Below are 22,564 nucleotides of genomic sequence, written 5' to 3' on the forward strand. Positions count from 1 at the left end.
TTTGGGACACCTTTCTTTTTGTTATCTATGATTTTTTAGATGCTTCCTCAGCAGCCTTTAGCAGCAATTCCTGTATTTTAGCCTTATAAAGCGGACTATCAATTGTTTCGGTAATGACCTTTTGAAGGTGTTCCCGGTATTCCTTACTTTTGAGAGCATCAGCCATTTGTTTTTGAATATCTGGCTCTTTAAAAACTTCAATCATCATGGTCCGATACTCAGGGTCATTCATTAATTCCTTTAATAAAGCTTTATTTTCGTTTTTCATACTTTTAGCTACACCTTTGGCGAACTTAGGATCGCTAAACGTTTTTTTCCAAAAATCAGTCGCTTTATCGGATGTTAGAGTTGTTTGAATGGTGTCAGCAACAACCTTTTGGTCCATGACAAGCTTCTCTTTCATTGCTTCAGATGTCATCACATCTTGAATGGCCTTCTTACCATCATCGGTTTTAAGAATATCAACCACCATTTTTTTGGTCTGATCATAGTCAGGTTGTACGTTGCTTAAATCATTACTAGAAGAACAGCTAGTCAGGAACAACAGAATGGGCAGGAGGAGCACCATACTTTTTCTTCTCATTTTAAAGCCCCTTTCACATATAAATCCTTAATTTTAGGATGAGAAATTACAGCGAGATTATTCGCATGAAAAAATGAAATTATGGATTTTTCACATTTTGATTGGTACAATCAGTAGGGTAATCATTTTTTGTATGCTGGAGGTTTGATTAGTGACAAGCCGTAATTGGGTAAGACTATTTATGTCCACATTATTAGTTGGCGGGGTCACGACGGCTATTGTGGGTTTTATTATTCGCTGGGGTGAATTTCAGCCCTATTTTATCCATTTTAAAATTATTGATATTTTATCGACATTAGTTTGGCTTATTGTTATGGGATTTCTGTTTAGTGTCATTAGCCAAATGGGCTTCTTTTCTTATTTAACGATCCACCGCTTTGGATTAGGGATATTTAAGTCCGTATCGCTCTGGAATTCTGTGCAAGTGGTTCTTGTTCTGTTTGGTTTATTTGATTTAGTTTACCTTCGTTATACGAATTTTGCTAAGCCTGGGGATTCCGTGCTTCCATACTTTGGACCAGCCATTCTTCTTTTAGCTGTTTCCCTTGTTGTTGCCTGGTATAAGGTAAAGCAAACAAACCGGGGAGCTTTTATCCCGGCGTTATTTTTTATGGTTGTTGCTACATTAGTTGAATGGGTTCCGGTGCTTCGTGAGAATGAAAAGAATTGGTTCTATCTCATGATGATTTCTTTACTAGCATGTAATGCCTATCAAATTTTAATACTTCATAAATTAAACGCTCAATCCGTTCAAGAGAGGCAAAAGCGAGCAGAGCAAACCATTCCTAAAACAAAAAACACAAACAAAAATAAAAAAATGACTAAAAAACCGTCCATGTAATATGGGCGGTTTTATTAGTTAAAATTCAAGTTAATTGATTTCCTTAGAATGGACCTCACCGTTAGCAATCATTTCCGAAATAGATACTAGTTTTAGTCCTTTCTGTCGAATATCAGCAAGAATCAGCGGCAGGGCTTTCGCTGTTTGTTTTGCTGAATCTGAGGCATGAAGCAGGACGATATCCCCATCTCCTGCTCTACTTACATTTTCCACTATTTTTTCAACGCCTGGATTTTGCCAATCCTTAGAGTCTATCTTCCAATGAACAACGGTATAACCATAACGCTTCGCTATTTTTAATGTACGCTCATCAAAATGACCTGTCGGTGCCCGTAAAAGCTTAATATTCTTTACGTTTAATTTAGTGAAGACTTCTTGGGCTTTGGAAATATCCTTAGCAATTTTAGCATCCTCTACATCAAAGTAATCCACATAATCATAGCCCAGAACTCCAATTTCGTAGCCATCTTTAACGATGCGGCTGACAATGTCAGGGTGACGTTCGGCCCAGGAACCAGCTAGGAAAAAAGTTGCAGATTTAACATTCTCTTTTTTCAGCACATCTAAAATAGGCTCCGCTTTTTCATCCCCCCACCCAATATTAAACGTAAGGGCTAAATCTTTTTCACCGCGATAAATAGCATTTGTGCTGTCCTTTGTGGAAAACACAGGTATCTGGACTAAATTTTCCAGGTAGAGAAACCATGCTGTGAAAAAAGCAGCAATGAGGATCAGTGATACATTTTTTAGCGATTTTCCATTGAATACAAAAAAGAAATTCATTCTTCCCACCTCGTCCAATATATCCTTGTCTCAACCTATGCTTTGTTTTTTGAAAATATGATTTAACTTTTTAATTATAAAATTTCTAAATTTGGAAAAGACTACTATAACTAATTATTTCGCTGGAGGTTTTTCAATGTTTGGGCTTCTAATAAGTGAGAAAGAAGTAAAAGAAATGGAATACCTTATTAAGAGAGAAATGGATGAAATTCTATTTGACTTAAAAGATGATCGAATTGACCATATTGTAAAAAGATCAATGGAGGAAAGATACAAGATTCTTTTTACTTTATTTAAGCGGGTTGCCTCTCCTCAAGAATGCTTTAAATACATACGAAGAGGCACAAAGGATCGGAAAAAGGGTTAAGTTTAAAAAAATGTAAAAAACACGTTGACATATAATTATTATCTTGTTATAGTAATAAACGTCGCTGCTGGCGGTAAAAAATAATCTTTAAAAAAGATGTTGACTTTGCCGACTGTGGATGATATATTATAAAAGTCGCTTTTAGCGAATGGGTATTTTGTTCTTTGAAAACTAAACAAACAAAAACGTCAACAAACAATAATATTCATTTCTTACGAAATGAAGCCAACGTTTTAAATTATGAGCTAATCAACTTTCATGGAGAGTTTGATCCTGGCTCAGGACGAACGCTGGCGGCGTGCCTAATACATGCAAGTCGAGCGAATCAATAGGAGCTTGCTCCTGTTGGTTAGCGGCGGACGGGTGAGTAACACGTGGGCAACCTGCCTGTAAGACTGGGATAACACCGGGAAACCGGTGCTAATACCGGATAATCCTTTTCCTCTCATGAGGAAAAGCTGAAAGTCGGTTTCGGCTGACACTTACAGATGGGCCCGCGGCGCATTAGCTAGTTGGTGAGGTAACGGCTCACCAAGGCGACGATGCGTAGCCGACCTGAGAGGGTGATCGGCCACACTGGGACTGAGACACGGCCCAGACTCCTACGGGAGGCAGCAGTAGGGAATCTTCCACAATGGACGAAAGTCTGATGGAGCAACGCCGCGTGAGCGATGAAGGCCTTCGGGTCGTAAAGCTCTGTTGTTAGGGAAGAACAAGTACCGGAGTAACTGCCGGTACCTTGACGGTACCTAACCAGAAAGCCACGGCTAACTACGTGCCAGCAGCCGCGGTAATACGTAGGTGGCAAGCGTTGTCCGGAATTATTGGGCGTAAAGCGCGCGCAGGCGGTCCTTTAAGTCTGATGTGAAAGCCCACGGCTCAACCGTGGAGGGTCATTGGAAACTGGGGGACTTGAGTGCAGAAGAGGAAAGCGGAATTCCACGTGTAGCGGTGAAATGCGTAGAGATGTGGAGGAACACCAGTGGCGAAGGCGGCTTTCTGGTCTGTAACTGACGCTGAGGCGCGAAAGCGTGGGGAGCAAACAGGATTAGATACCCTGGTAGTCCACGCCGTAAACGATGAGTGCTAAGTGTTAGGGGGTTTCCGCCCCTTAGTGCTGCAGCTAACGCATTAAGCACTCCGCCTGGGGAGTACGGCCGCAAGGCTGAAACTCAAAGGAATTGACGGGGGCCCGCACAAGCGGTGGAGCATGTGGTTTAATTCGAAGCAACGCGAAGAACCTTACCAGGTCTTGACATCCTCTGACACTCCTAGAGATAGGACTTTCCCCTTCGGGGGACAGAGTGACAGGTGGTGCATGGTTGTCGTCAGCTCGTGTCGTGAGATGTTGGGTTAAGTCCCGCAACGAGCGCAACCCTTGTTCTTAGTTGCCAGCATTCAGTTGGGCACTCTAAGGAGACTGCCGGTGACAAACCGGAGGAAGGTGGGGATGACGTCAAATCATCATGCCCCTTATGACCTGGGCTACACACGTGCTACAATGGATGGTACAAAGGGCAGCAAAGCCGCGAGGCCTAGCCAATCCCATAAAACCATTCTCAGTTCGGATTGTAGGCTGCAACTCGCCTACATGAAGCCGGAATCGCTAGTAATCGCGGATCAGCATGCCGCGGTGAATACGTTCCCGGGCCTTGTACACACCGCCCGTCACACCACGAGAGTTTGTAACACCCGAAGTCGGTGGGGTAACCGCAAGGAGCCAGCCGCCTAAGGTGGGACAGATGATTGGGGTGAAGTCGTAACAAGGTAGCCGTATCGGAAGGTGCGGCTGGATCACCTCCTTTCTAAGGATAATGCAGTCATTATGGACTGATAAGAAGTTGACCACTTTTTGTTTGTTTAGTTTTGAGAGTACAATCTCTCAAGAAATTTCGTTCTTTGAAAACTAGATAATCGTATAGAAGAAACCAAGTAAAAACCGAGTAAAATCGCCATTTTAGTTTTTCTCTCTATTAATATAGAGTAAAACCTTTTAGGTTAAGTTAGAAAGGGCGCACGGTGAATGCCTTGGCACTAGGAGCCGATGAAGGACGGGACTAACACCGATATGCTTCGGGGAGCTGTAAGTAAGCTTTGATCCGGAGATTTCCGAATGGGGAAACCCACTGTTCGTAATGGAACAGTATCTTTACCTGAATACATAGGGTATTGATGGCAGACCCGGGGAACTGAAACATCTAAGTACCCGGAGGAAGAGAAAGCAAACGCGATTCCCTAAGTAGCGGCGAGCGAAACGGGATTAGCCCAAACCAAGAGGCTTGCCTCTTGGGGTTGTAGGACACTCAACATGGAGTTACAAAGGAACGGGGTAGATGAAGCGGTCTGGAAAGACCCGTCATAGAAGGTAAAAACCCTGTAGTTGAAACTTCGTTCCCTCCTGAGTGGATCCTGAGTACGGCCGGACACGTGAAATCCGGTCGGAAGCAGGGAGGACCATCTCCCAAGGCTAAATACTCCCTAGTGACCGATAGTGAACCAGTACCGTGAGGGAAAGGTGAAAAGCACCCCGGAAGGGGAGTGAAATAGTTCCTGAAACCGTGTGCCTACAAGTAGTTAGAGCCCGTTAATGGGTGATAGCGTGCCTTTTGTAGAATGAACCGGCGAGTTACGATTACATGCAAGGTTAAGTTGAAGAGACGGAGCCGCAGCGAAAGCGAGTCTGAATAGGGCGAATGAGTATGTGGTCGTAGACCCGAAACCAGGTGATCTACCCATGTCCAGGGTGAAGTCCAGGTAACACTGGATGGAGGCCCGAACCCACGCACGTTGAAAAGTGCGGGGATGAGGTGTGGGTAGCGGAGAAATTCCAATCGAACTTGGAGATAGCTGGTTCTCTCCGAAATAGCTTTAGGGCTAGCCTCACGTAGTTAGAGTCTTGGAGGTAGAGCACTGTTTGGACTAGGGGCCCTCATCGGGTTACCGAATTCAGACAAACTCCGAATGCCAAAGACTTATCCGTGGGAGTCAGACTGCGAGTGATAAGATCCGTAGTCAAAAGGGAAACAGCCCAGACCACCAGCTAAGGTCCCAAAGTATACGTTAAGTGGAAAAGGATGTGGAGTTGCTTAGACAACCAGGATGTTGGCTTAGAAGCAGCCACCATTTAAAGAGTGCGTAATAGCTCACTGGTCGAGTGACTCTGCGCCGAAAATGTACCGGGGCTAAACGTATCACCGAAGCTGTGGATTGACATCTTTGATGTCAGTGGTAGGAGAGCGTTCTAAGGGCGTTGAAGCTAGACCGTAAGGACTGGTGGAGCGCTTAGAAGTGAGAATGCCGGTATGAGTAGCGAAAGATGAGTGAGAATCTCATCCACCGAATGCCTAAGGTTTCCTGAGGAAGGCTCGTCCGCTCAGGGTTAGTCGGGACCTAAGCCGAGGCCGAAAGGCGTAGGCGATGGACAACAGGTTGATATTCCTGTACCACCAAAGAATCGTTTGAGTGATGGGGGGACGCAGGAGGATAGGGTAAGCGCGCTGTTGGATATGCGCGTCTAAGCAGTTAGGCTGAGAAGCAGGAAAATCCGCTTCTCGTGAAGGCTGAGCTGTGACAGCGAGGGAAATATAGTACCGAAGTTCCTGATTCCACACTGCCAAGAAAAGCCTCTAGCGAGATTCAAGGTGCCCGTACCGCAAACCGACACAGGTAGGCGAGGAGAGAATCCTAAGGTGAGCGAGAGAACTCTCGTTAAGGAACTCGGCAAAATGACCCCGTAACTTCGGGAGAAGGGGTGCTCTTTGGGGTTCATAGCCTCGAAGAGCCGCAGTGAATAGGCCCAGGCGACTGTTTAGCAAAAACACAGGTCTCTGCGAAGCCGCAAGGCGAAGTATAGGGGCTGACGCCTGCCCGGTGCTGGAAGGTTAAGAGGAGGGGTTAGCTCACGCGAAGCTCTGAATCGAAGCCCCAGTAAACGGCGGCCGTAACTATAACGGTCCTAAGGTAGCGAAATTCCTTGTCGGGTAAGTTCCGACCCGCACGAAAGGCGTAACGATCTGGGCACTGTCTCAACGAGAGACTCGGTGAAATTATAGTACCTGTGAAGATGCAGGTTACCCGCGACAGGACGGAAAGACCCCGTGGAGCTTTACTGTAGCCTGATATTGAATTTTGGTACAGCTTGTACAGGATAGGTAGGAGCCTGAGAAGCCGGAGCGCCAGCTTCGGTGGAGGCGTCGGTGGGATACTACCCTGGCTGTATTGAAATTCTAACCCGCACCCCTGATCGGGGTGGGAGACAGTGTCAGGTGGGCAGTTTGACTGGGGCGGTCGCCTCCTAAAGAGTAACGGAGGCGCCCAAAGGTTCCCTCAGAATGGTTGGAAATCATTCGTAGAGTGTAAAGGCACAAGGGAGCTTGACTGCGAGACCTACAAGTCGAGCAGGGACGAAAGTCGGGCTTAGTGATCCGGTGGTTCCACATGGAAGGGCCATCGCTCAACGGATAAAAGCTACCCCGGGGATAACAGGCTTATCTCCCCCAAGAGTCCACATCGACGGGGAGGTTTGGCACCTCGATGTCGGCTCATCGCATCCTGGGGCTGTAGTCGGTCCCAAGGGTTGGGCTGTTCGCCCATTAAAGCGGTACGCGAGCTGGGTTCAGAACGTCGTGAGACAGTTCGGTCCCTATCCGTCGTGGGCGCAGGAAATTTGAGAGGAGCTGTCCTTAGTACGAGAGGACCGGGATGGACGCACCGCTGGTGTACCAGTTGTCTTGCCAAAGGCATCGCTGGGTAGCTATGTGCGGACGGGATAAGTGCTGAAAGCATCTAAGCATGAAGCCCCCCTCAAGATGAGATTTCCCATAGCGTCAAGCTAGTAAGATCCCTGAAAGATGATCAGGTTGATAGGTCAGAGGTGGAAGCGTGGCGACATGTGGAGCTGACTGATACTAATCGATCGAGGACTTAACCAAGTTTTAAAGCGATGTAACTCGTTTTTATAAAGTTTCTTCTACATTATCTAGTTTTGAGAGAATGAAAAAAGTTTAAAATTTCTCTTGCAAAAATAAAAAAAGACATTATAATAAAATAGTGTCAAATAAATAGTCTGGTAATTAAGGCGAGAAGGTCACACCCGTTCCCATACCGAACACGGAAGTTAAGCTTCTCAGCGCCGATGGTAGTTGGGACTTTGTCCCTGTGAGAGTAGGACGTTGCCAGGCTGTTATCTTATTGTTCCGCAGTAGCTCAGTGGTAGAGCTATCGGCTGTTAACCGATCGGTCGTAGGTTCGAGTCCTACCTGCGGAGCCATTTTTATGTCATCATAAAGTATAGCTGTGCTTCCATAGCTCAGTAGGTAGAGCACTTCCATGGTAAGGAAGAGGTCAGCGGTTCGAGCCCGCTTGGAAGCTTACCTTTAATTTAAATTTTTAGGCCCCTTGGTCAAGCGGTTAAGACACCTCCCTTTCACGGAGGTAACACGGGTTCGAGTCCCGTAGGGGTCACCATCTTAATATGGAGGATTAGCTCAGCTGGGAGAGCATCTGCCTTACAAGCAGAGGGTCGGCGGTTCGATCCCGTCATCCTCCACCATAATTTTTTCTTATTTTACGCCGGGGTAGCTCAATTGGTAGAGCAACTGACTTGTAATCAGTAGGTTGGGGGTTCAAGTCCTCTCGCCGGCACCATCTTTTTTTTTCTGAATATGGAGGGGTAGCGAAGTGGCTAAACGCGGCGGACTGTAAATCCGCTCCCTCCGGGTTCGGCGGTTCGAATCCGTCCCCCTCCACCATTCATATTTTTTAAAAAGTTGGACATACTAGAAGTAATTACATCTTTGGGCTATAGCCAAGCGGTAAGGCATCGCACTTTGACTGCGACATGCGTTGGTTCAAATCCAGCTAGCCCAGCCAAGAGCCATTAGCTCAGTTGGTAGAGCATCTGACTTTTAATCAGAGGGTCGAAGGTTCGAGTCCTTCATGGCTCATTTTATTTTCTAATCTTTATCCGCATAGTTGCGGAAGTAGTTCAGTGGTAGAACATCACCTTGCCAAGGTGGGGGTCGCGGGTTCGAATCCCGTCTTCCGCTCCAATGGGGTCTTAGCTCAGCTGGGAGAGCGCCTGCTTTGCACGCAGGAGGTCAGGGGTTCGATCCCCCTAGACTCCACCATCACACTACATATTTTGTCTTAAATCATGAACATGATTTAAGGCTTTTTTTATTTTTAGGACTTGGTGATTTTTATTTTGGATGTAAGGAAGTCCTTTATTAGCATACTTATTAAAATGGTTGGAATTTATTCAGTTAAGTTTTTTAAAGCAGTTGTCTAAAGGACAATTTACATAGGGAATTGTCCTTTTTTGTCCAATAGCTCTTGTCTATAAGACAAAGTTTTAAGAGCAGCCAAGAGTTTTGTCCAATAGCCCCCACCGATTGGACATTTTTTTGATAATCTGAGGAAGATTGTCCAATAGAGAGGTTCTATAAGACAAAATTTAAGAGCAGCCAAGAGTTTTGTCCAATAGCCCCCGCCTATTGGACATTTTTTTGATAATCTGAGGAAGATTGTCCAATAGAGAGGTTCTATAAGACAAAATTTAAGAGCAGCCAAGAGTTTTGTCCAATAGCCCCCACCGATTGGACATTTTTTTGATAATCTGAGGAAGATTGTCCAATAGAGAGGTTCTATAAGACAAAATTTAAGAGCAGCCAAGAGTTTTGTCCAATAGCCCCCGCCTATTGGACATTTTTTTGATTATCTGAGGAAGTTTGTCTAATAGAGAGGTTCTATAAGACAAAATTTAAGAGCAGCCAAGAGTTTTGTCCAATAGCCCCCCGCCTATAGGACATTTTTTTGATAATCTGAGGAAGATTGTCCAATAGAGAGGTTCTATAAGACAAAATTTAAGAGCAGCCAAGAGTTTTGTCCAATAGTCCCCACAGATTGGACATTTTTTTGAAAATCTGGGGAAGTTCGTCCAATAGAGGGGTTCTATAAGACAATATCTCTCCAAAACCAGAAACAATCTCCGCCCTAAAAATGTAACCGCCTAACTACAGAATATTTTAACAATACCGTATATATATGCAAAATTTTGTCGAGTTGAGTCATCGGTATGAAAGCGGTTAAAATAGGTAGTATAACAGGCAAAGGGGAGAAAAGAGATGACAAAGAAACTATCAATTATTGGAATGCCAATGGACTTAGGACAAATGAGACGGGGAGTAGATATGGGGCCTAGTGCCATCCGTTACGCGGGAATTAATGAGCGCCTAAAGCCTTTATTTGAAGAAATACATGACTGGGGCGATATCCCAGTTGGCAGACCAGAAGTCGTCATCGATAAAGAATCCAATCTTAGAAACTTAGATCTTGTAGCAGAAAAAAGCGCGTTGCTTGCCGAAAAGGTTGATGAAGCAATTCAATCTGGTTCCTTTCCACTCGTACTAGGAGGAGACCATAGCATTGCTATTGGAACATTAGCCGGTGTTTCTAAACATTATCAAAACCTGGGAGTCATCTGGTATGATGCGCATGGAGATTTAAATACAGCTGAAACAAGCCCATCAGGAAATATCCATGGTATGCCCCTTGCCGTAAGCATAGGCTTAGGTCACCCGTTATTAACCGAAATTGGCGGATATAATCCAAAAGTAAAACCAGAGAATATTGTCATTATTGGTGCAAGATCACTAGATGATGGAGAAAAGGAATTAATTAAGGAAAAGGGCATTAAGGTTTATACCATGCATGAAATAGATCGATTAGGCATGACAAAAGTGATGGAAGAAACGATTGCTTACCTAAAAGAAAAAACAGATGGTGTTCATCTATCACTTGATTTAGATGGCTTAGACCCAAATGATGCTCCAGGAGTAGGAACCCCAGTTATTGGAGGGATCAGCTACCGCGAGAGCCATCTGGCCATGGAAATGCTTGAAGAGGCAGGCGTGATTACTTCTGCAGAATTTGTGGAAGTAAATCCAATCCTGGATGAGAAAAATAAAACAGCCATTTGTGCTGTAGAGCTAATGGGATCACTATTTGGTGAAAAATTATTATAAAAAAAGAAAGCTGCATACTAAACTATGCAGCTTTAACTATCCTACTGGGCCAATAATAGATGATATTTGTTAAGTAAGGAGTCAAGCTTCTTGCTTGCCTCAATTACTTTTTGATTGGACAGAGATGTTTCAGATGCCAATCGAATCATATTATTTCGTTGAATTTCTATTTCTTCTACTAATCCTCCTCGGTTTGAAGAAGACATCATCTTCCACCTCTTTCTATGTACATACTATCTTTTTCCCCTGCAAAAAAAACTTTAAACATATTTTGTCCCACATTAGTAAATTTTTGTTAATATTAAGGGTATTGAGAAGTTTTTCGTTTCAAAACGAAACCTTTTTGGCTGAAGTTCGTATATCGTATAGCGACAATGGAGCTGAGGAAACTTAATGGATACAATTGTGAAAAAAAGGATAAAACAGGTCATTAAAGGAGATCAAGATGCCTTTGGTGAGATCGTAGAAATATATAAAAACAGTATCTACCAGTTATGTTACAGGATGATTGGCAATCGTCATGAAGCAGAAGATCTTGCACAGGAAGCATTTATTCGTGCTTATGTGAACATACAGTCGTTTAACCAAAATTTAAAGTTTTCAACATGGCTTTTTAGGATTGCCACCAATCTTTGTATTGACCGTCTGCGCAAAAAGAAGCCAGATTATTATTTAGATGCGGAAGTCGCTGGAACAGAAGGTTTAACGATGTATTCGCAAATTTCCTCGGATTCTCCTTTGCCAGAGACCGAAGTAGAAAGTCTAGAGCTGCAGGAGACCGTTCAAAAGGAAATATTAAAATTGCCAGAAAAATATCGTTCCGCAATCGTCTTAAAGTATATGGAGGACATGTCCTTAAATGAAATAAGTGAAATCCTTGACCTCCCTCTTGGAACAGTTAAAACAAGAATTCATCGCGGCCGGGAAGCATTAAGGCAGCAATTACGATATGTATAATGAGGTGAAACATAAATGTGTCCAGAACAGATCATCGAACTCATGCATGATTACTTAGATGAAGAACTAGACCTAGATGAAGAAAAAATCCTAAGAGACCACCTCAAAAGCTGTAAAGAGTGTGAAATGATCTTTAATGAATTAAAAAAGACAGATGTGTTTGTTAGAGGCATTTCCCATATGCAGGCACCGCCTGACTTCACAGCAAATGTATTGGCCAAATTGCCGAAGGAAAAGAAAAAGGTGTGGATGCAGCGGTGGTTTACCAACCATCCTATGCTCACAGCAGCGTCTGTTTTTATTATTTTAATGATGGGAAGCTTGTTCTCCAGCTGGAGCCAGGATCAAGAATTCTCTGTCTCAAAGCAAAAGAATTTAGTGGTTAAAAATCATACGGTCATTGTTCCTAAAGGTGAAACCGTCAAAGGAGATGTCGTTGTTCACAATGGGAACGTGCGGATTGAAGGAGAAGTTAAAGGTGATGTCACCGTCATTAACGGAGAAAAATACTTAGCTTCTGCCGGTCATGTAACAGGACAAATAGAAGAAATAAATGAAGTTTTCGACTGGATTTGGTATCATATGAAAAAAACAGCTCAAGATGTAATGGATATTTTTGGCCAGCCTGAAACTAAATAAAAACAAATCACTCCACGGGGGTGATTTGTTTTTTTAACTACATACATATAATAAAGTTGTCTGGTGAATTTATGTTATAATAATTAAGTTGTATGAATTATATGTTGTTAGAAAGTTACGGAGGAACAAACAATGCAGTTTGCGGATCTCAGTATATGGAAGTATCTAGCTAGTATTGTTGATATTGCCCTCGTATGGTACGTCATTTACAAACTGATTAATGTGATAAGAGGTACAAAGGCAGTTCAATTATTAAAAGGAATCCTTGTTATTCTTCTTGTCAGGGTGGTCAGTGAGTGGCTTGGCTTAATTACGTTAAGCTGGATGATGCAACAGGCCATAAATTGGGGATTTCTTGCGGTTATCATTATCTTTCAGCCTGAGCTCAGGAGAGCCCTTGAACAATTAGGAAGAGGGCGATTCTTCTCGCGAAGCAGTACACAAGACGATGATAATCAGGAAAAAACAGTCGAAGCGATTGTTAAGGCAACAGATTATATGGCAAAACGCCGTATTGGTGCCTTAATTTCAATTGAAAGAGAAACGGGCATGAGTGATTACATAGAAACAGGTATACGATTAAATTCCAATATCTCTTCGGAATTGCTCATTAATATTTTTATTCCCAATACCCCACTTCACGATGGTGCGGTCATTATCCAAAAAAATAATGTGTCAGCGGCAGCATGCTATCTTCCCCTATCTGAAAGTCCATTTATCTCAAAGGAGCTGGGTACAAGGCATCGGGCAGCTTTAGGAATAAGCGAGGTCACCGATAGCTTAACCGTCATAGTTTCCGAGGAGACGGGAGGGATTTCACTGACAAGGAATGGAGAGCTTCATCGTGATTTAAAAGTGGAGGAGCTAAAAGAACTGCTGTCCAGTGAAATGATGATTCATAATAAAGCGAAACAGGCTTCTTCAGCTCGTTGGAACTGGAGGGGAAAACAAAATGGATAAATTGTTTGATAATCCTTGGTTTATAAAAATACTGGCCTTGTTATTGGCAGTCCTATTATATTCATCTATACCACATACTGGTCAAAAGTTAACGGATGTGAATGTTCCTGGAGAGCAAACAACAGAGACCATAAAGGATATTCCTGTAAAAGTTTATTATGATACGGAGAATTTAGTGGTTTCAGGGATACCGAACACGGTAGATGTAACCATTAAGGGCCCCATTACACATGTCCAATCGGCGAAGGCATTAAAAAACTTTGAGGTATATGTTGATTTAACAAATGCTAAGATTGGAAGGCAGAATGTAAAGCTCAAGATTCGAAACTTATCTGATAAATTAAAGGCAACTATGAACCCGGCAAGTGTGAAGGTGTCTGTGCAAGAAAAGATTTCGAAGGAATTCAGGGTCGAAGCAGAATTCGATGGCGGCCAAATAGAGGATGGATACTCAGCTGGTCTTCCTGAGGTTGAGCCTAGAAAAGTAAAAATTACCGGCGCTAAAAGTGACATTGACAGAATTACTTACGTAAAAGCCACTCTTGATGGTACTGGAAAACTAAAAGCAACCATTTCAAAACAAGCTCAAATTCAAGTACTGGATAAAAAGTTAAATAAGTTGGATGTAACGGTTGATCCTGAAACGGTTCAAGTGACGATTCCAATAAAGTCGAACAGCAAAACGGTTCCGATCAATATTGTAAAAAAAGGAACTGCTCCGGAAGGGATTACGGTTGAATCGATTGAGTTAGACGAAACAGAAGCCAAAATTACTGGAAGTGAAGAGGTCTTAAAAGATACAGACAGTGTACGGGTGGAAGTCGACTTAAGTAAGATTACGGAAAACACTACACTTACCCTGCCAGTGATTATTTCAAATGGAGTGACGAAGGTCACCCCTCAGTTAGTAAAAGCAACTGTAGTGGTGAAGAAAGTGGAGCAACAAAAACCAGCTGTAGAACAAACAACGGCCACGGATCAAGAAAAAACGGTCTTGGGCATACCTTTAACACTTCAAGGCTTAGCTGATAATTTTAAAGCCGAAGTAACTGATCCCACAAGTCAGACTGTTAATTTACAAGTGAATGGACCAGCTGAGTCTGTAACAGGGCTGGGACCTAGTGATTTCACAGTTTTTATCGACTTGACCGGCTTGAGCGAAGGGACCCATGATGTCGAAATCCAAGTAAAAGGGCCAAAGGATGTCCAATGGACGCCTGACAAATCCACCGCAAAAATAACTATTACTAATAATGCCTAATTTATAGCATTACACATGTTGAAGGAGAGATTTTTTAAGATGGGTAAATATTTCGGTACCGATGGGGTACGTGGAGTAGCAAACAGCGAATTAACACCGGAAATGGCCTTTAAATTAGGCCGATACGGCGGTTATGTATTAACAAAGGATAAGGATCGCCCTAAAGTACTAATTGGCCGTGATACCCGTATCTCAGGTCATATGTTAGAAGGAGCACTAGTAGCTGGGTTACTATCAATTGGAGCAGAGGTAATGCGTTTAGGCGTCATCTCAACCCCGGGGGTATCCTATTTAACCAAAGCATTAGGAGCTCAAGCGGGTGTCATGATTTCTGCTTCACATAATCCTGTTGCAGATAATGGAATTAAATTCTTTGGTCCAGATGGTTTTAAGCTGTCTGATGAGCAAGAGTTAGAAATCGAGAACTATATTGACCTACCGGAAGACCAGCTGCCAAGACCAACCGGGGCAGAACTTGGTCAGGTGATGGATTATTTTGAAGGCGGTCAAAAGTACCTGCAATACCTAAAGAATACAGTAGATGAAGACTTCTCAGGCATCCATATTGCCTTGGATTGTGCCCACGGAGCAACAAGTGCGTTAGCAAGCCATTTATTTGCAGACCTTGACGCGGATTTATCGACAATGGGAGCATCACCAAATGGATTAAACATTAATGCTGGAGTCGGATCAACCCACCCAGAAGCACTTGCAGCTCTTGTGAAGGAAAAAGGTGCTGATGTAGGTCTTTCTTTTGACGGTGATGGGGATCGTTTAATTGCAATAGATGAAAAAGGTAATATTGTCGATGGCGACCAAATCATGTACATCTGCGGAAAGTATATGAAAGAGCAAGGCCGTTTAAAACATGGGACGATTGTTTCAACAGTAATGAGTAACCTTGGTTTTTACAAAGCCCTTGAAATTCATGGAATCCACAGTGTACCTACAGCAGTAGGAGATCGTTATGTGGTAGAAGAAATGAAAAAAAGTGGTTTTAACCTTGGCGGTGAGCAATCAGGACACATCATTTTCCTAGACTACAACACAACAGGTGATGGGTTATTATCAGGATTGCAATTAGTGAATATTATGAAGGTAACCGGGAAGCCATTATCAGAGTTAGCGGGTGAAATGAAAAAGTATCCGCAAAAACTTGTTAACGTACGAGTAACGGATAAAAACCATGTGACCGATAATGTAAAGGTAAAGGCTGTAATCGAGCAGGTTGAAGCGGAGATGGAAGGAAACGGAAGAATTCTTGTTCGTCCAAGTGGAACAGAACCACTCGTTCGCGTCATGGCAGAAGCAGCAACAGAGGAACTTTGTGAATCTTTTGTGAACCGGATTGTTGATGTTGTTAAAGAAGAAATGGAATTAAAGGAATAAACGATACAACGAATATCGTACTACCTAAAAAAAACTTTTTTAGCGGTATGGTATGTCTTCTTTTATGCATAAGGGAACAGATTCGTTCTCTTATGCATATTTTATAAGGAAAGTTGTGAATCATTTTTTGGCGTTTAAGTTTTTAGTTGACGGGCGATTGACAAATCATGTAAGATTAGTGTGCTTGTGTCTTAAAGCGAAGCTTTGGAAGGAGGATAGAGGTAGAAGCTAGGAAAAACTAAAAGCGCCTGGACTAATCAGAAGAGAGTTGATTAGTTGACGAGGAGGAGGATTATCGAATGTTCGGCGGATACCTCCCGGTTGCCTGCACACAACCGAAAAGTTCTTCTTTAAAACCTAGAGGCAACTCTATGCACAAAGAGAAGAATATGCGCATACTAACTGTAATGTTTAGAAAGGTATAGACAGATACCTTAATCAAAAGCAGAGATAAGGGGGCAAGCACTGCCTCCAAAAGCATTCTTGCCCCCTGATTCCAGGGAGGAAAAAGAAAATGTGTGGAATTGTTGGATATATTGGTCAAAACGACTCGAAAGAAATTCTTTTAAAAGGCTTAGAAAAGCTTGAGTATAGAGGGTATGATTCTGCAGGCATCGCTGTAAAGAATGAATATGGTGTTCATGTTTTTAAAGAAAAGGGCCGCATTGCGGATTTACGTGAAATTGTCAATGAAGAGGTAAAAGGCAATATGGGAATTGGTCATACTAGATGGGCGACACATGGTGTTCCTAGTAAGACAAACTCCCATCCACATCAAAGTGCGTCAAGCCGTTTTACACTTGTTCACAACGGTGTAATCGAAAACTATGAGCTCTTAAAGCGTGAGTACTTAGCAGGTGTACCATTCAGAAGTGAAACAGACACAGAAGTTGTCGTTCAACTGATTGAGCTATTTGTTCAAGAGGGCTTAGAGGTGATTGAGGCATTTCGTAAAACGTTATCCCTATTACATGGATCATATGCCATTGCGCTTTTAGATGAAGAAGACAGTGAGACTATTTATGTTGCTAAAAACAAGAGCCCGTTGCTTGTAGGCCTTGGCACTGACTTTAATGTTGTGGCAAGTGATGCCATGGCAATGCTTCAAGTGACCAATCAATATCTTGAATTGATGGATAAGGAAATTGTCCTTGTAACGAAGAATGAAGTGACCATTCAAAACCTAAATGGGGATATTATTAGCCGTCAGCCCTATACAGCGGAACTTGATGCAAGTGACATTGAAAAGGGAACTTACCCGTACTATATGTTAAAAGAGATTGATGAACAGCCATTGGTTGTGCGTAAGATCATTCAAACCTATCAAAATGAGCAAGGGGCATTGACCGTTGACCCTGACATCATTCATGCTATGAATGAATCTGACCGTGTCTACATTATTGCAGCTGGAACATCCTATCATGCTGGGTTGGTTGGAAAGCAGTTTATTGAAAGCATTGCAAAACTGCCAGTTGAAGTCCATATTGCAAGTGAATTTGTTTATAATATGCCGCTTCTGACCAAGAAGCCGTTGTTTATCTTCATTTCACAAAGCGGTGAAACTGCTGACAGCCGTGCTGTCCTTGTAAAAGTGAAAGAGTTGGGTTACCGTACCTTAACCATCACAAATGTACCAGGGTCAACGTTGTCACGTGAAGCAGATTATACACTGTTATTGCATGCAGGTCCGGAGATTGCTGTTGCTTCCTCCAAAGCCTATACAGCACAGTTGGCTGTGTTAGCTATTTTAGCGGAGGTAACTGCCAAGAGCCAAGGAATTTCGGTTGATTTTGACTTGATCCATGAACTGGGTATTATTGCAAATGCAATGGAAGTACTTTGTGACTCAAAGGAGCTAATTGAGCAAATCTCAAGAGAGTTCTTATCTGTTACACGCAATGCCTTCTTCATTGGCCGCGGGGTTGATTACTACGTGGGACTTGAAGGTGCCTTGAAACTTAAGGAGATTTCCTATATTCAAGCAGAAGGTTTTGCTGGCGGGGAGCTAAAGCATGGTACGATTGCATTAATTGAAGAGGGCACACCTGTTATTGCCCTTGCTACGCAAGCGAGCGTCAACTTAAGTATTCGTGGAAATGTGAAGGAAGTTGTAGCGCGCGGAGCAAACCCATGCATTATTTCAATGGATGGTCTAAACATGGATGAAGATAGTTTTGTCATCCCAGAAGTACATGAAGTATTAACACCGCTTATCTCTGTTATACCATTGCAATTACTTGCCTATTACGCTGCCTTACACCGTGGTTGTGATGTCGACAAACCACGAAATCTTGCAAAATCAGTAACGGTTGAGTAAAAGGATTATGATAAGGCTGGAGACGAATCATACTTGATTCATCTCCAGCCTTTTTTGTTTTTTTTGAAAAAGTAAATGTTGTCAACAACCACAGTGACAAAATGAAATTTAGTATCAATTGATGAAAGGATGAAAGCGTTTTAATATTAAGCTAGAAAGATAAAAAATATCAAGTGGGGGGAAACCTGATGAGTGAAACAGTTAAAGTGAAGTCAGAAGTAAACGGGACAAACGTGACTGCTAAAGAAAAATCAGATGCAAAAGTTAAAATACAGAAATTCGGAAGTTATTTAAGCGGAATGGTCATGCCAAATATCGGTGCCATTATTGCTTGGGGTCTAATTACCGCATTATTTATTCCGACCGGATGGCTTCCTAACAAGGATCTCGCTACACTAGTAGGCCCAATGATTACCTACTTATTGCCATTATTAATCGGTTTTACCGGTGGTCGTATGGTGGGCGATATCCGTGGTGGGGTTGTCGGTGCGACAGCAACCATGGGTGTGATTGTCGGATCAGATATCCCGATGTTCTTAGGCGCGATGATTATGGGGCCGCTTGGGGGATTTGTCATTAAGAAGTTCGACCAACTGATTGAGGGAAAAATTAAGTCAGGATTTGAAATGTTAGTGAATAACTTTTCAGCGGGTATTCTTGGAGGCGCTTTAACACTGCTAGCCTATAAAGGTGTTGGCCCTGTCGTTGAAGCATTAAGCAAATTTTTAGCATCTGGAGTTCAGTTCATCGTCGACCATAACATGCTCCCACTTGCTAACATATTTATTGAACCAGCAAAAGTACTATTCTTAAATAACGCCATTAACCACGGTATTTTAAGTCCAATGGCCATTGAGCAAGCATCAAAAGCAGGAAAATCCATTCTATTCTTACTAGAAACAAACCCTGGTCCCGGACTAGGTATCTTACTTGCTTTCTGGTTATTTGGTAAAGGGACAGCGAAACAAACGGCACCAGGTGCTGTGATTATTCACTTCTTAGGCGGTATCCACGAAATTTACTTCCCATACATCCTAATGAAGCCAATGTTAATTTTTGCTGCAATGGCCGGTGGTGTAAGTGGAGTATTCACATTTAGTGTGCTTCACGCTGGACTTGTCGCTGCACCATCACCAGGCAGTATCTTCGCATTACTTGCGATGACACCAAAAGGTGGATATTTTGCAACTCTTGCCGGTGTTATTGTGGCAACAGGCGTGTCCTTTGCAGTAGCCTCATTGATTTTAAAAACAAGTAAGGCAACTGCTGAGGAGGATTTATCTTCTGCAGCAGTGAAGATGGAAGCAATGAAGGGGAAGAAAAGTTCAGTATCTTCCGTTTTAACCACGCAAGATGAAATCAAGCCTGAAAATGTAAACAAAATCGTCTTCGCATGTGATGCGGGTATGGGATCCAGTGCAATGGGGGCCTCCATTTTAAGAAAAAAGGTGCAAAAGGCGGGCATAGATATGACGGTTACCAATACCGCTATCAATAATTTACCTGTCGATGCGGATGTGGTTGTGACTCATAAGGATCTAACAGACCGAGCAAAAGCTAAATTACCAAATGCTAAGCATATCTCAGTTGAAAACTTTTTAAACAGCCCTAAGTATGATGAGTTAGTCAATAGCCTTAAAAAATAATTATAAAAGGGCCTGCACCTAATCATGTGCTAGGCTCTTTATTTTAATCATGTCAACAATACAAGGGACTAAATCATAAATAGCTTTTATTGTGTAAGGGGGTTCGTGAATTTACAATTAATATTGTAAGGATCAAATTTTAATTTTGACAACAACATCCGTTTCAAGGAACGCGGTCGTCCCATAAGGAAGGTGAGAAATGTATATTTCGGCAAGAGAGCGACAAATTCTTGAAGTCCTATTAAAGACCCCGAATGAAACAACCGTGAAAGACCTGGCAGAGTTCATTGGTGTTAGCGGCAGAACGATCCATAGAGATTTAAAAAACATAGAAGATATTCTTGAAGAATACAACCTGTTATTACAAAAAAAATCGGGGGTTGGTGTCCAAATAACGGGCGAACAAAATAACATTAGAGAACTGGAACTTTATTTGTTTAATCTCTCACATAAAGAATATACGCCAGATGAACGACAAACCATTATGCTGTGTGAACTTTTAGAAACAAGCGAACCTGTAAAACTTCTTGCACTTGCCTCAGACTTAAATGTAACAATTGCAACGGTAAGCTCTGACCTAACTAAGCTGGAAGAGAGGTTAAAAACGTATGGATTAACCCTGATTCGAAGGAGAGGCTACGGTGTTGAAATCGAGGGGGAAGAAAGTGCAAAAAGAAGGGCAATGAGTCAGTTGATTTCGGAATACCTGGATGAATCTGAGCTCCTTTCTTTAACACGGGATAATATCCAACAGAGGTCGACTCAGCAAATTCATAGCATTTCTGAAAGATTAATGGGACTGGTTGAAAAAAAGAAATTGGTGATTGTTGAAAATATCGTTAATTCGATTGTTCAAGAACTGCCATTCTCAATGGCCGATAGTGCTTATATAGGTCTTGTGGTTCATTTAGCACTGGCTGTAGAAAGGATCCAAAAAGGAGAAGGAATTAATATCAATTTTTCCTATTTGGAGGACCAGAAGGTTACAAAGGAATACACATTTGCAGAGAAAATAGTATCACAATTAGAACGGGTATTTACTATTAGTATACCGGAAGCGGAGATTGCTTATATTACCATGCACTTAAAGGGTGCAAAACTAAGACATGAAAATGAACATTCAATCGAGGATACAAGTTTACTGGCAGCTATAAAAACGAAAAAGCTGGTCGAAATAGTAGGGAAGCTAGCAGGAATGGATTTATCAACAAATCGCTCACTTTTTGAAGGTCTAAGTGTGCATCTAAAGCCAGCAATCTATCGTATAAAGCAAAAGATGGGCATCAGTAACCCTTTGTTGGAAAAGATTAAAAAGGATTATGCCGATTTATTTGAGCTTGTGAAACAAGCGGTAAACCAGGTATTCCCTGAGTTTTATGTTCCCGATGAGGAAACGGGCTATCTAGTCCTGCACTTTGGGGCAGTATTAATGGGCAGCAAAGACCTTGGCAATTTTAAAACCCTAGTGGTCTGTTCGAGTGGAATAGGTACCTCTAAAATGCTGGCAACTAGATTACAAAAAGAGTTTCCTGAGTTGAGGTTCATCCAAAACGTCTCGGTAATGGAATTTCAGAAAATGGATAAGACCGATTATCAACTTGTTATCTCTACTATCCCTATCCCTGATTATAACGGGGACTATATAGTGGTCAATCCCTTCTTAAATAAGGATGAAATAGAAAAAATCCGCTCCTTTATGAATGAATACAAATTTGTAAATAGTTCAGAAATGCAACTTCCGGTGACGTTCAAGAGCCAAAAGTCTACTTCCAAATTAATTGAAGAGATGAAAACGATCAAAGAGTATGCAGGAACGATTGCAGCCATTCTAGAGGGATTTGATTTAACCGAATTAGGTAATGAAACTGTAAAAGAACTTTTAAACGTGACCTGTCAAAAGGAAATTCAGCAACAAAGAATCATTGACGTCGAAAAGGTTGTGGATGCCATTCTTGAAAGAGAAGGACTTGGAGGGATTGGTATTCCCGAAACAGCCATGGCGTTATATCATGCGCGATCCCCATATGTCATTCAGCCGATTTTTACGATCACGACACTAAATAAGCCGATAAGAGTTTTCGGTATGGATGGTGTAGAAATGAACATGGAATGTCTTATCTTGCTTTTATCACCTGCCAATGCATCAGAACAGATGTTAGAGGTATTGAGTTTTTTAAGTTCATTGTTAATTGAAAGCGAAGAGAATAGTAATGTTTTTCAATCTGCTATCAAGGAAAAAATAGCCGGATTGTTAACAGACAGACTGGGACAATTTTTTAATCATAAATTAACGGAATTAAGGAGTGTAGAAGGATGACAAAGTCTATCTTAGCAAAAGAAAATATTCGATTAAACACAATCGTAGATTCTAAGGAGGAAGCGATTCGATTAACAGGCGGAATTCTTGTAGAAAAAGGTTATGTGGATGCTGACTATATTGAAAAAATGCTTGAAAGAGAACAATTAACGTCTACTTATATGGGTAATTTTGTCGCTATTCCACATGGTACCGAGGATTCCAAGTCATTTGTAAAGGAATCTGGCATATCATTTGTTCAAGTTCCACAAGGGGTGGACTTTGGAGCTGGAAATATGGTTAAGCTTCTGATTGGCATTGCCGGAAAAGATAATGAACACCTAGATATTCTATCTAATATTGCCATTGTTTGTTCTGAAGAAGAAAACATCGAGAAGCTTGTCTCTGCCAGATCAGCGGATGAGATTTTGGCCATCTTTGAAGATGTCAATTAAGTCAATCGAAGCCATCATGCCGAAGTAATTAAGGATAAGCCGTGAA

15 protein-coding genes, 10 tRNA genes and 3 rRNA genes are annotated in these 22,564 nt (G+C 42.1%); 25 read left to right on the forward strand and 3 right to left on the reverse strand.

Features of this window, described 5'->3' with window-relative positions; translation table 11 throughout:
- Positions 1 to 25: 25 nt before the first annotated feature.
- Complete coding sequence (gerD, locus tag L1999_RS00940) at positions 26 to 583, reverse strand: spore germination lipoprotein GerD (RefSeq protein WP_235741854.1); 558 nt, start codon at positions 581 to 583, stop codon at positions 26 to 28.
- A 151-nt stretch (positions 584 to 734) separates the two neighbouring features.
- On the opposite strand from gerD, the gene L1999_RS00945 reads away from it, so the two are divergent.
- On the forward strand, positions 735 to 1,424 hold the full coding sequence (locus L1999_RS00945; protein ID WP_235741855.1) for a KinB-signaling pathway activation protein: 690 nt from the start codon (positions 735 to 737) through the stop codon (positions 1,422 to 1,424).
- A 30-nt stretch (positions 1,425 to 1,454) separates the two neighbouring features.
- Here L1999_RS00945 and pdaB read toward each other — a convergent pair whose 3' ends face one another.
- On the reverse strand, positions 1,455 to 2,207 hold the full coding sequence (gene pdaB, locus L1999_RS00950; protein ID WP_235741856.1) for a polysaccharide deacetylase family sporulation protein PdaB: 753 nt from the start codon (positions 2,205 to 2,207) through the stop codon (positions 1,455 to 1,457).
- Between the two features lie 136 nt (positions 2,208 to 2,343).
- Between pdaB and L1999_RS00955 the strand changes: the two genes are divergently transcribed.
- The 15 genes from L1999_RS00955 (at position 2,344) to rocF (ending at position 10,598) form a co-directional block, all read left to right on the forward strand.
- Positions 2,344 to 2,574 carry a hypothetical protein gene (locus tag L1999_RS00955; protein WP_235741857.1) on the forward strand — a complete coding sequence of 77 codons (231 nt, stop codon included), beginning with the start codon at positions 2,344 to 2,346 and terminating at the stop codon, positions 2,572 to 2,574.
- Positions 2,575 to 2,829: 255 nt separating this feature from the next.
- A 16S ribosomal RNA gene (locus tag L1999_RS00960) occupies positions 2,830 to 4,379 on the forward strand.
- A gap of 191 nt (positions 4,380 to 4,570) precedes the next feature.
- A 23S ribosomal RNA gene (locus L1999_RS00965) occupies positions 4,571 to 7,505 on the forward strand.
- Positions 7,506 to 7,638: 133 nt separating this feature from the next.
- Positions 7,639 to 7,754 (forward strand): 5S ribosomal RNA (rrf, locus tag L1999_RS00970).
- The 16S, 23S and 5S rRNA genes sit together here with 10 tRNA genes alongside, the layout of an rRNA operon.
- Before the next feature lie 14 nt (positions 7,755 to 7,768).
- Positions 7,769 to 7,843, forward strand: a tRNA-Asn gene (locus tag L1999_RS00975).
- A 28-nt stretch (positions 7,844 to 7,871) separates the two neighbouring features.
- A tRNA-Thr gene (locus L1999_RS00980) sits at positions 7,872 to 7,944 on the forward strand.
- Between the two features lie 21 nt (positions 7,945 to 7,965).
- A tRNA-Glu gene (locus L1999_RS00985) sits at positions 7,966 to 8,040 on the forward strand.
- A 9-nt stretch (positions 8,041 to 8,049) separates the two neighbouring features.
- Positions 8,050 to 8,125 (forward strand) — tRNA-Val (locus L1999_RS00990).
- Between the two features lie 19 nt (positions 8,126 to 8,144).
- Positions 8,145 to 8,220, forward strand: a tRNA-Thr gene (locus tag L1999_RS00995).
- A 19-nt stretch (positions 8,221 to 8,239) separates the two neighbouring features.
- A tRNA-Tyr gene (locus L1999_RS01000) sits at positions 8,240 to 8,324 on the forward strand.
- Between the two features lie 46 nt (positions 8,325 to 8,370).
- A tRNA-Gln gene (locus tag L1999_RS01005) sits at positions 8,371 to 8,445 on the forward strand.
- A gap of 1 nt (position 8,446) precedes the next feature.
- Positions 8,447 to 8,519 (forward strand) — tRNA-Lys (locus L1999_RS01010).
- A gap of 30 nt (positions 8,520 to 8,549) precedes the next feature.
- A tRNA-Gly gene (locus tag L1999_RS01015) sits at positions 8,550 to 8,624 on the forward strand.
- Positions 8,625 to 8,626: 2 nt separating this feature from the next.
- Positions 8,627 to 8,702: transfer RNA gene (locus L1999_RS01020), tRNA-Ala, on the forward strand.
- A gap of 996 nt (positions 8,703 to 9,698) precedes the next feature.
- Positions 9,699 to 10,598, forward strand: coding sequence for an arginase (rocF, locus tag L1999_RS01025; protein ID WP_235741858.1), 900 nt, complete (start codon positions 9,699 to 9,701; stop codon positions 10,596 to 10,598).
- Positions 10,599 to 10,639: 41 nt separating this feature from the next.
- Here rocF and L1999_RS01030 read toward each other — a convergent pair whose 3' ends face one another.
- Positions 10,640 to 10,807: an aspartyl-phosphate phosphatase Spo0E family protein gene (locus L1999_RS01030; RefSeq protein ID WP_235741859.1), complete on the reverse strand. Its 168-nt coding sequence runs from the start codon at positions 10,805 to 10,807 to the stop codon at positions 10,640 to 10,642.
- A gap of 184 nt (positions 10,808 to 10,991) precedes the next feature.
- On the opposite strand from L1999_RS01030, the gene sigW reads away from it, so the two are divergent.
- From sigW to L1999_RS01075, 9 genes are all read left to right on the forward strand, one after another.
- A complete protein-coding gene (sigW, locus tag L1999_RS01035) occupies positions 10,992 to 11,555 on the forward strand; it encodes an RNA polymerase sigma factor SigW (RefSeq protein WP_235741860.1) in 564 nt (187 codons plus the stop codon).
- Between the two features lie 15 nt (positions 11,556 to 11,570).
- A complete protein-coding gene (locus L1999_RS01040; RefSeq protein WP_235741861.1) occupies positions 11,571 to 12,194 on the forward strand; it encodes an anti-sigma factor family protein in 624 nt (207 codons plus the stop codon).
- 132 nt (positions 12,195 to 12,326) lie between these two features.
- Positions 12,327 to 13,154 carry a diadenylate cyclase CdaA gene (cdaA, locus tag L1999_RS01045; RefSeq protein ID WP_235741862.1) on the forward strand — a complete coding sequence of 276 codons (828 nt, stop codon included), beginning with the start codon at positions 12,327 to 12,329 and terminating at the stop codon, positions 13,152 to 13,154.
- Positions 13,147 to 14,415, forward strand: a complete 1,269-nt coding sequence (locus L1999_RS01050; protein ID WP_235741863.1) for a CdaR family protein — start codon at positions 13,147 to 13,149, stop codon at positions 14,413 to 14,415. The genes cdaA and L1999_RS01050 overlap by 8 nt, the downstream gene beginning before the upstream one ends.
- A gap of 39 nt (positions 14,416 to 14,454) precedes the next feature.
- Positions 14,455 to 15,804, forward strand: a complete 1,350-nt coding sequence (gene glmM, locus L1999_RS01055) for a phosphoglucosamine mutase (RefSeq protein WP_235741864.1) — start codon at positions 14,455 to 14,457, stop codon at positions 15,802 to 15,804.
- Between the two features lie 514 nt (positions 15,805 to 16,318).
- Positions 16,319 to 18,121, forward strand: coding sequence for a glutamine--fructose-6-phosphate transaminase (isomerizing) (gene glmS, locus L1999_RS01060; protein WP_235741865.1), 1,803 nt, complete (start codon positions 16,319 to 16,321; stop codon positions 18,119 to 18,121).
- A gap of 188 nt (positions 18,122 to 18,309) precedes the next feature.
- Entirely contained in the window at positions 18,310 to 19,767 is a 1,458-nt protein-coding gene (locus L1999_RS01065; protein WP_275677336.1) for a PTS mannitol transporter subunit IIBC, read from the forward strand.
- A gap of 199 nt (positions 19,768 to 19,966) precedes the next feature.
- Positions 19,967 to 22,084, forward strand: coding sequence for a BglG family transcription antiterminator (locus tag L1999_RS01070; protein WP_235741866.1), 2,118 nt, complete (start codon positions 19,967 to 19,969; stop codon positions 22,082 to 22,084).
- Entirely contained in the window at positions 22,081 to 22,518 is a 438-nt protein-coding gene (locus L1999_RS01075; RefSeq protein ID WP_235741867.1) for a PTS mannitol transporter subunit IIA, read from the forward strand. The genes L1999_RS01070 and L1999_RS01075 overlap by 4 nt, the downstream gene beginning before the upstream one ends.
- Positions 22,519 to 22,564 lie beyond the last annotated feature (46 nt).

This window comes from Neobacillus drentensis, assembly GCF_021560175.1.
Classification (GTDB): Bacteria; Bacillota; Bacilli; order Bacillales; family Cytobacillaceae; genus Neobacillus; species Neobacillus drentensis_A.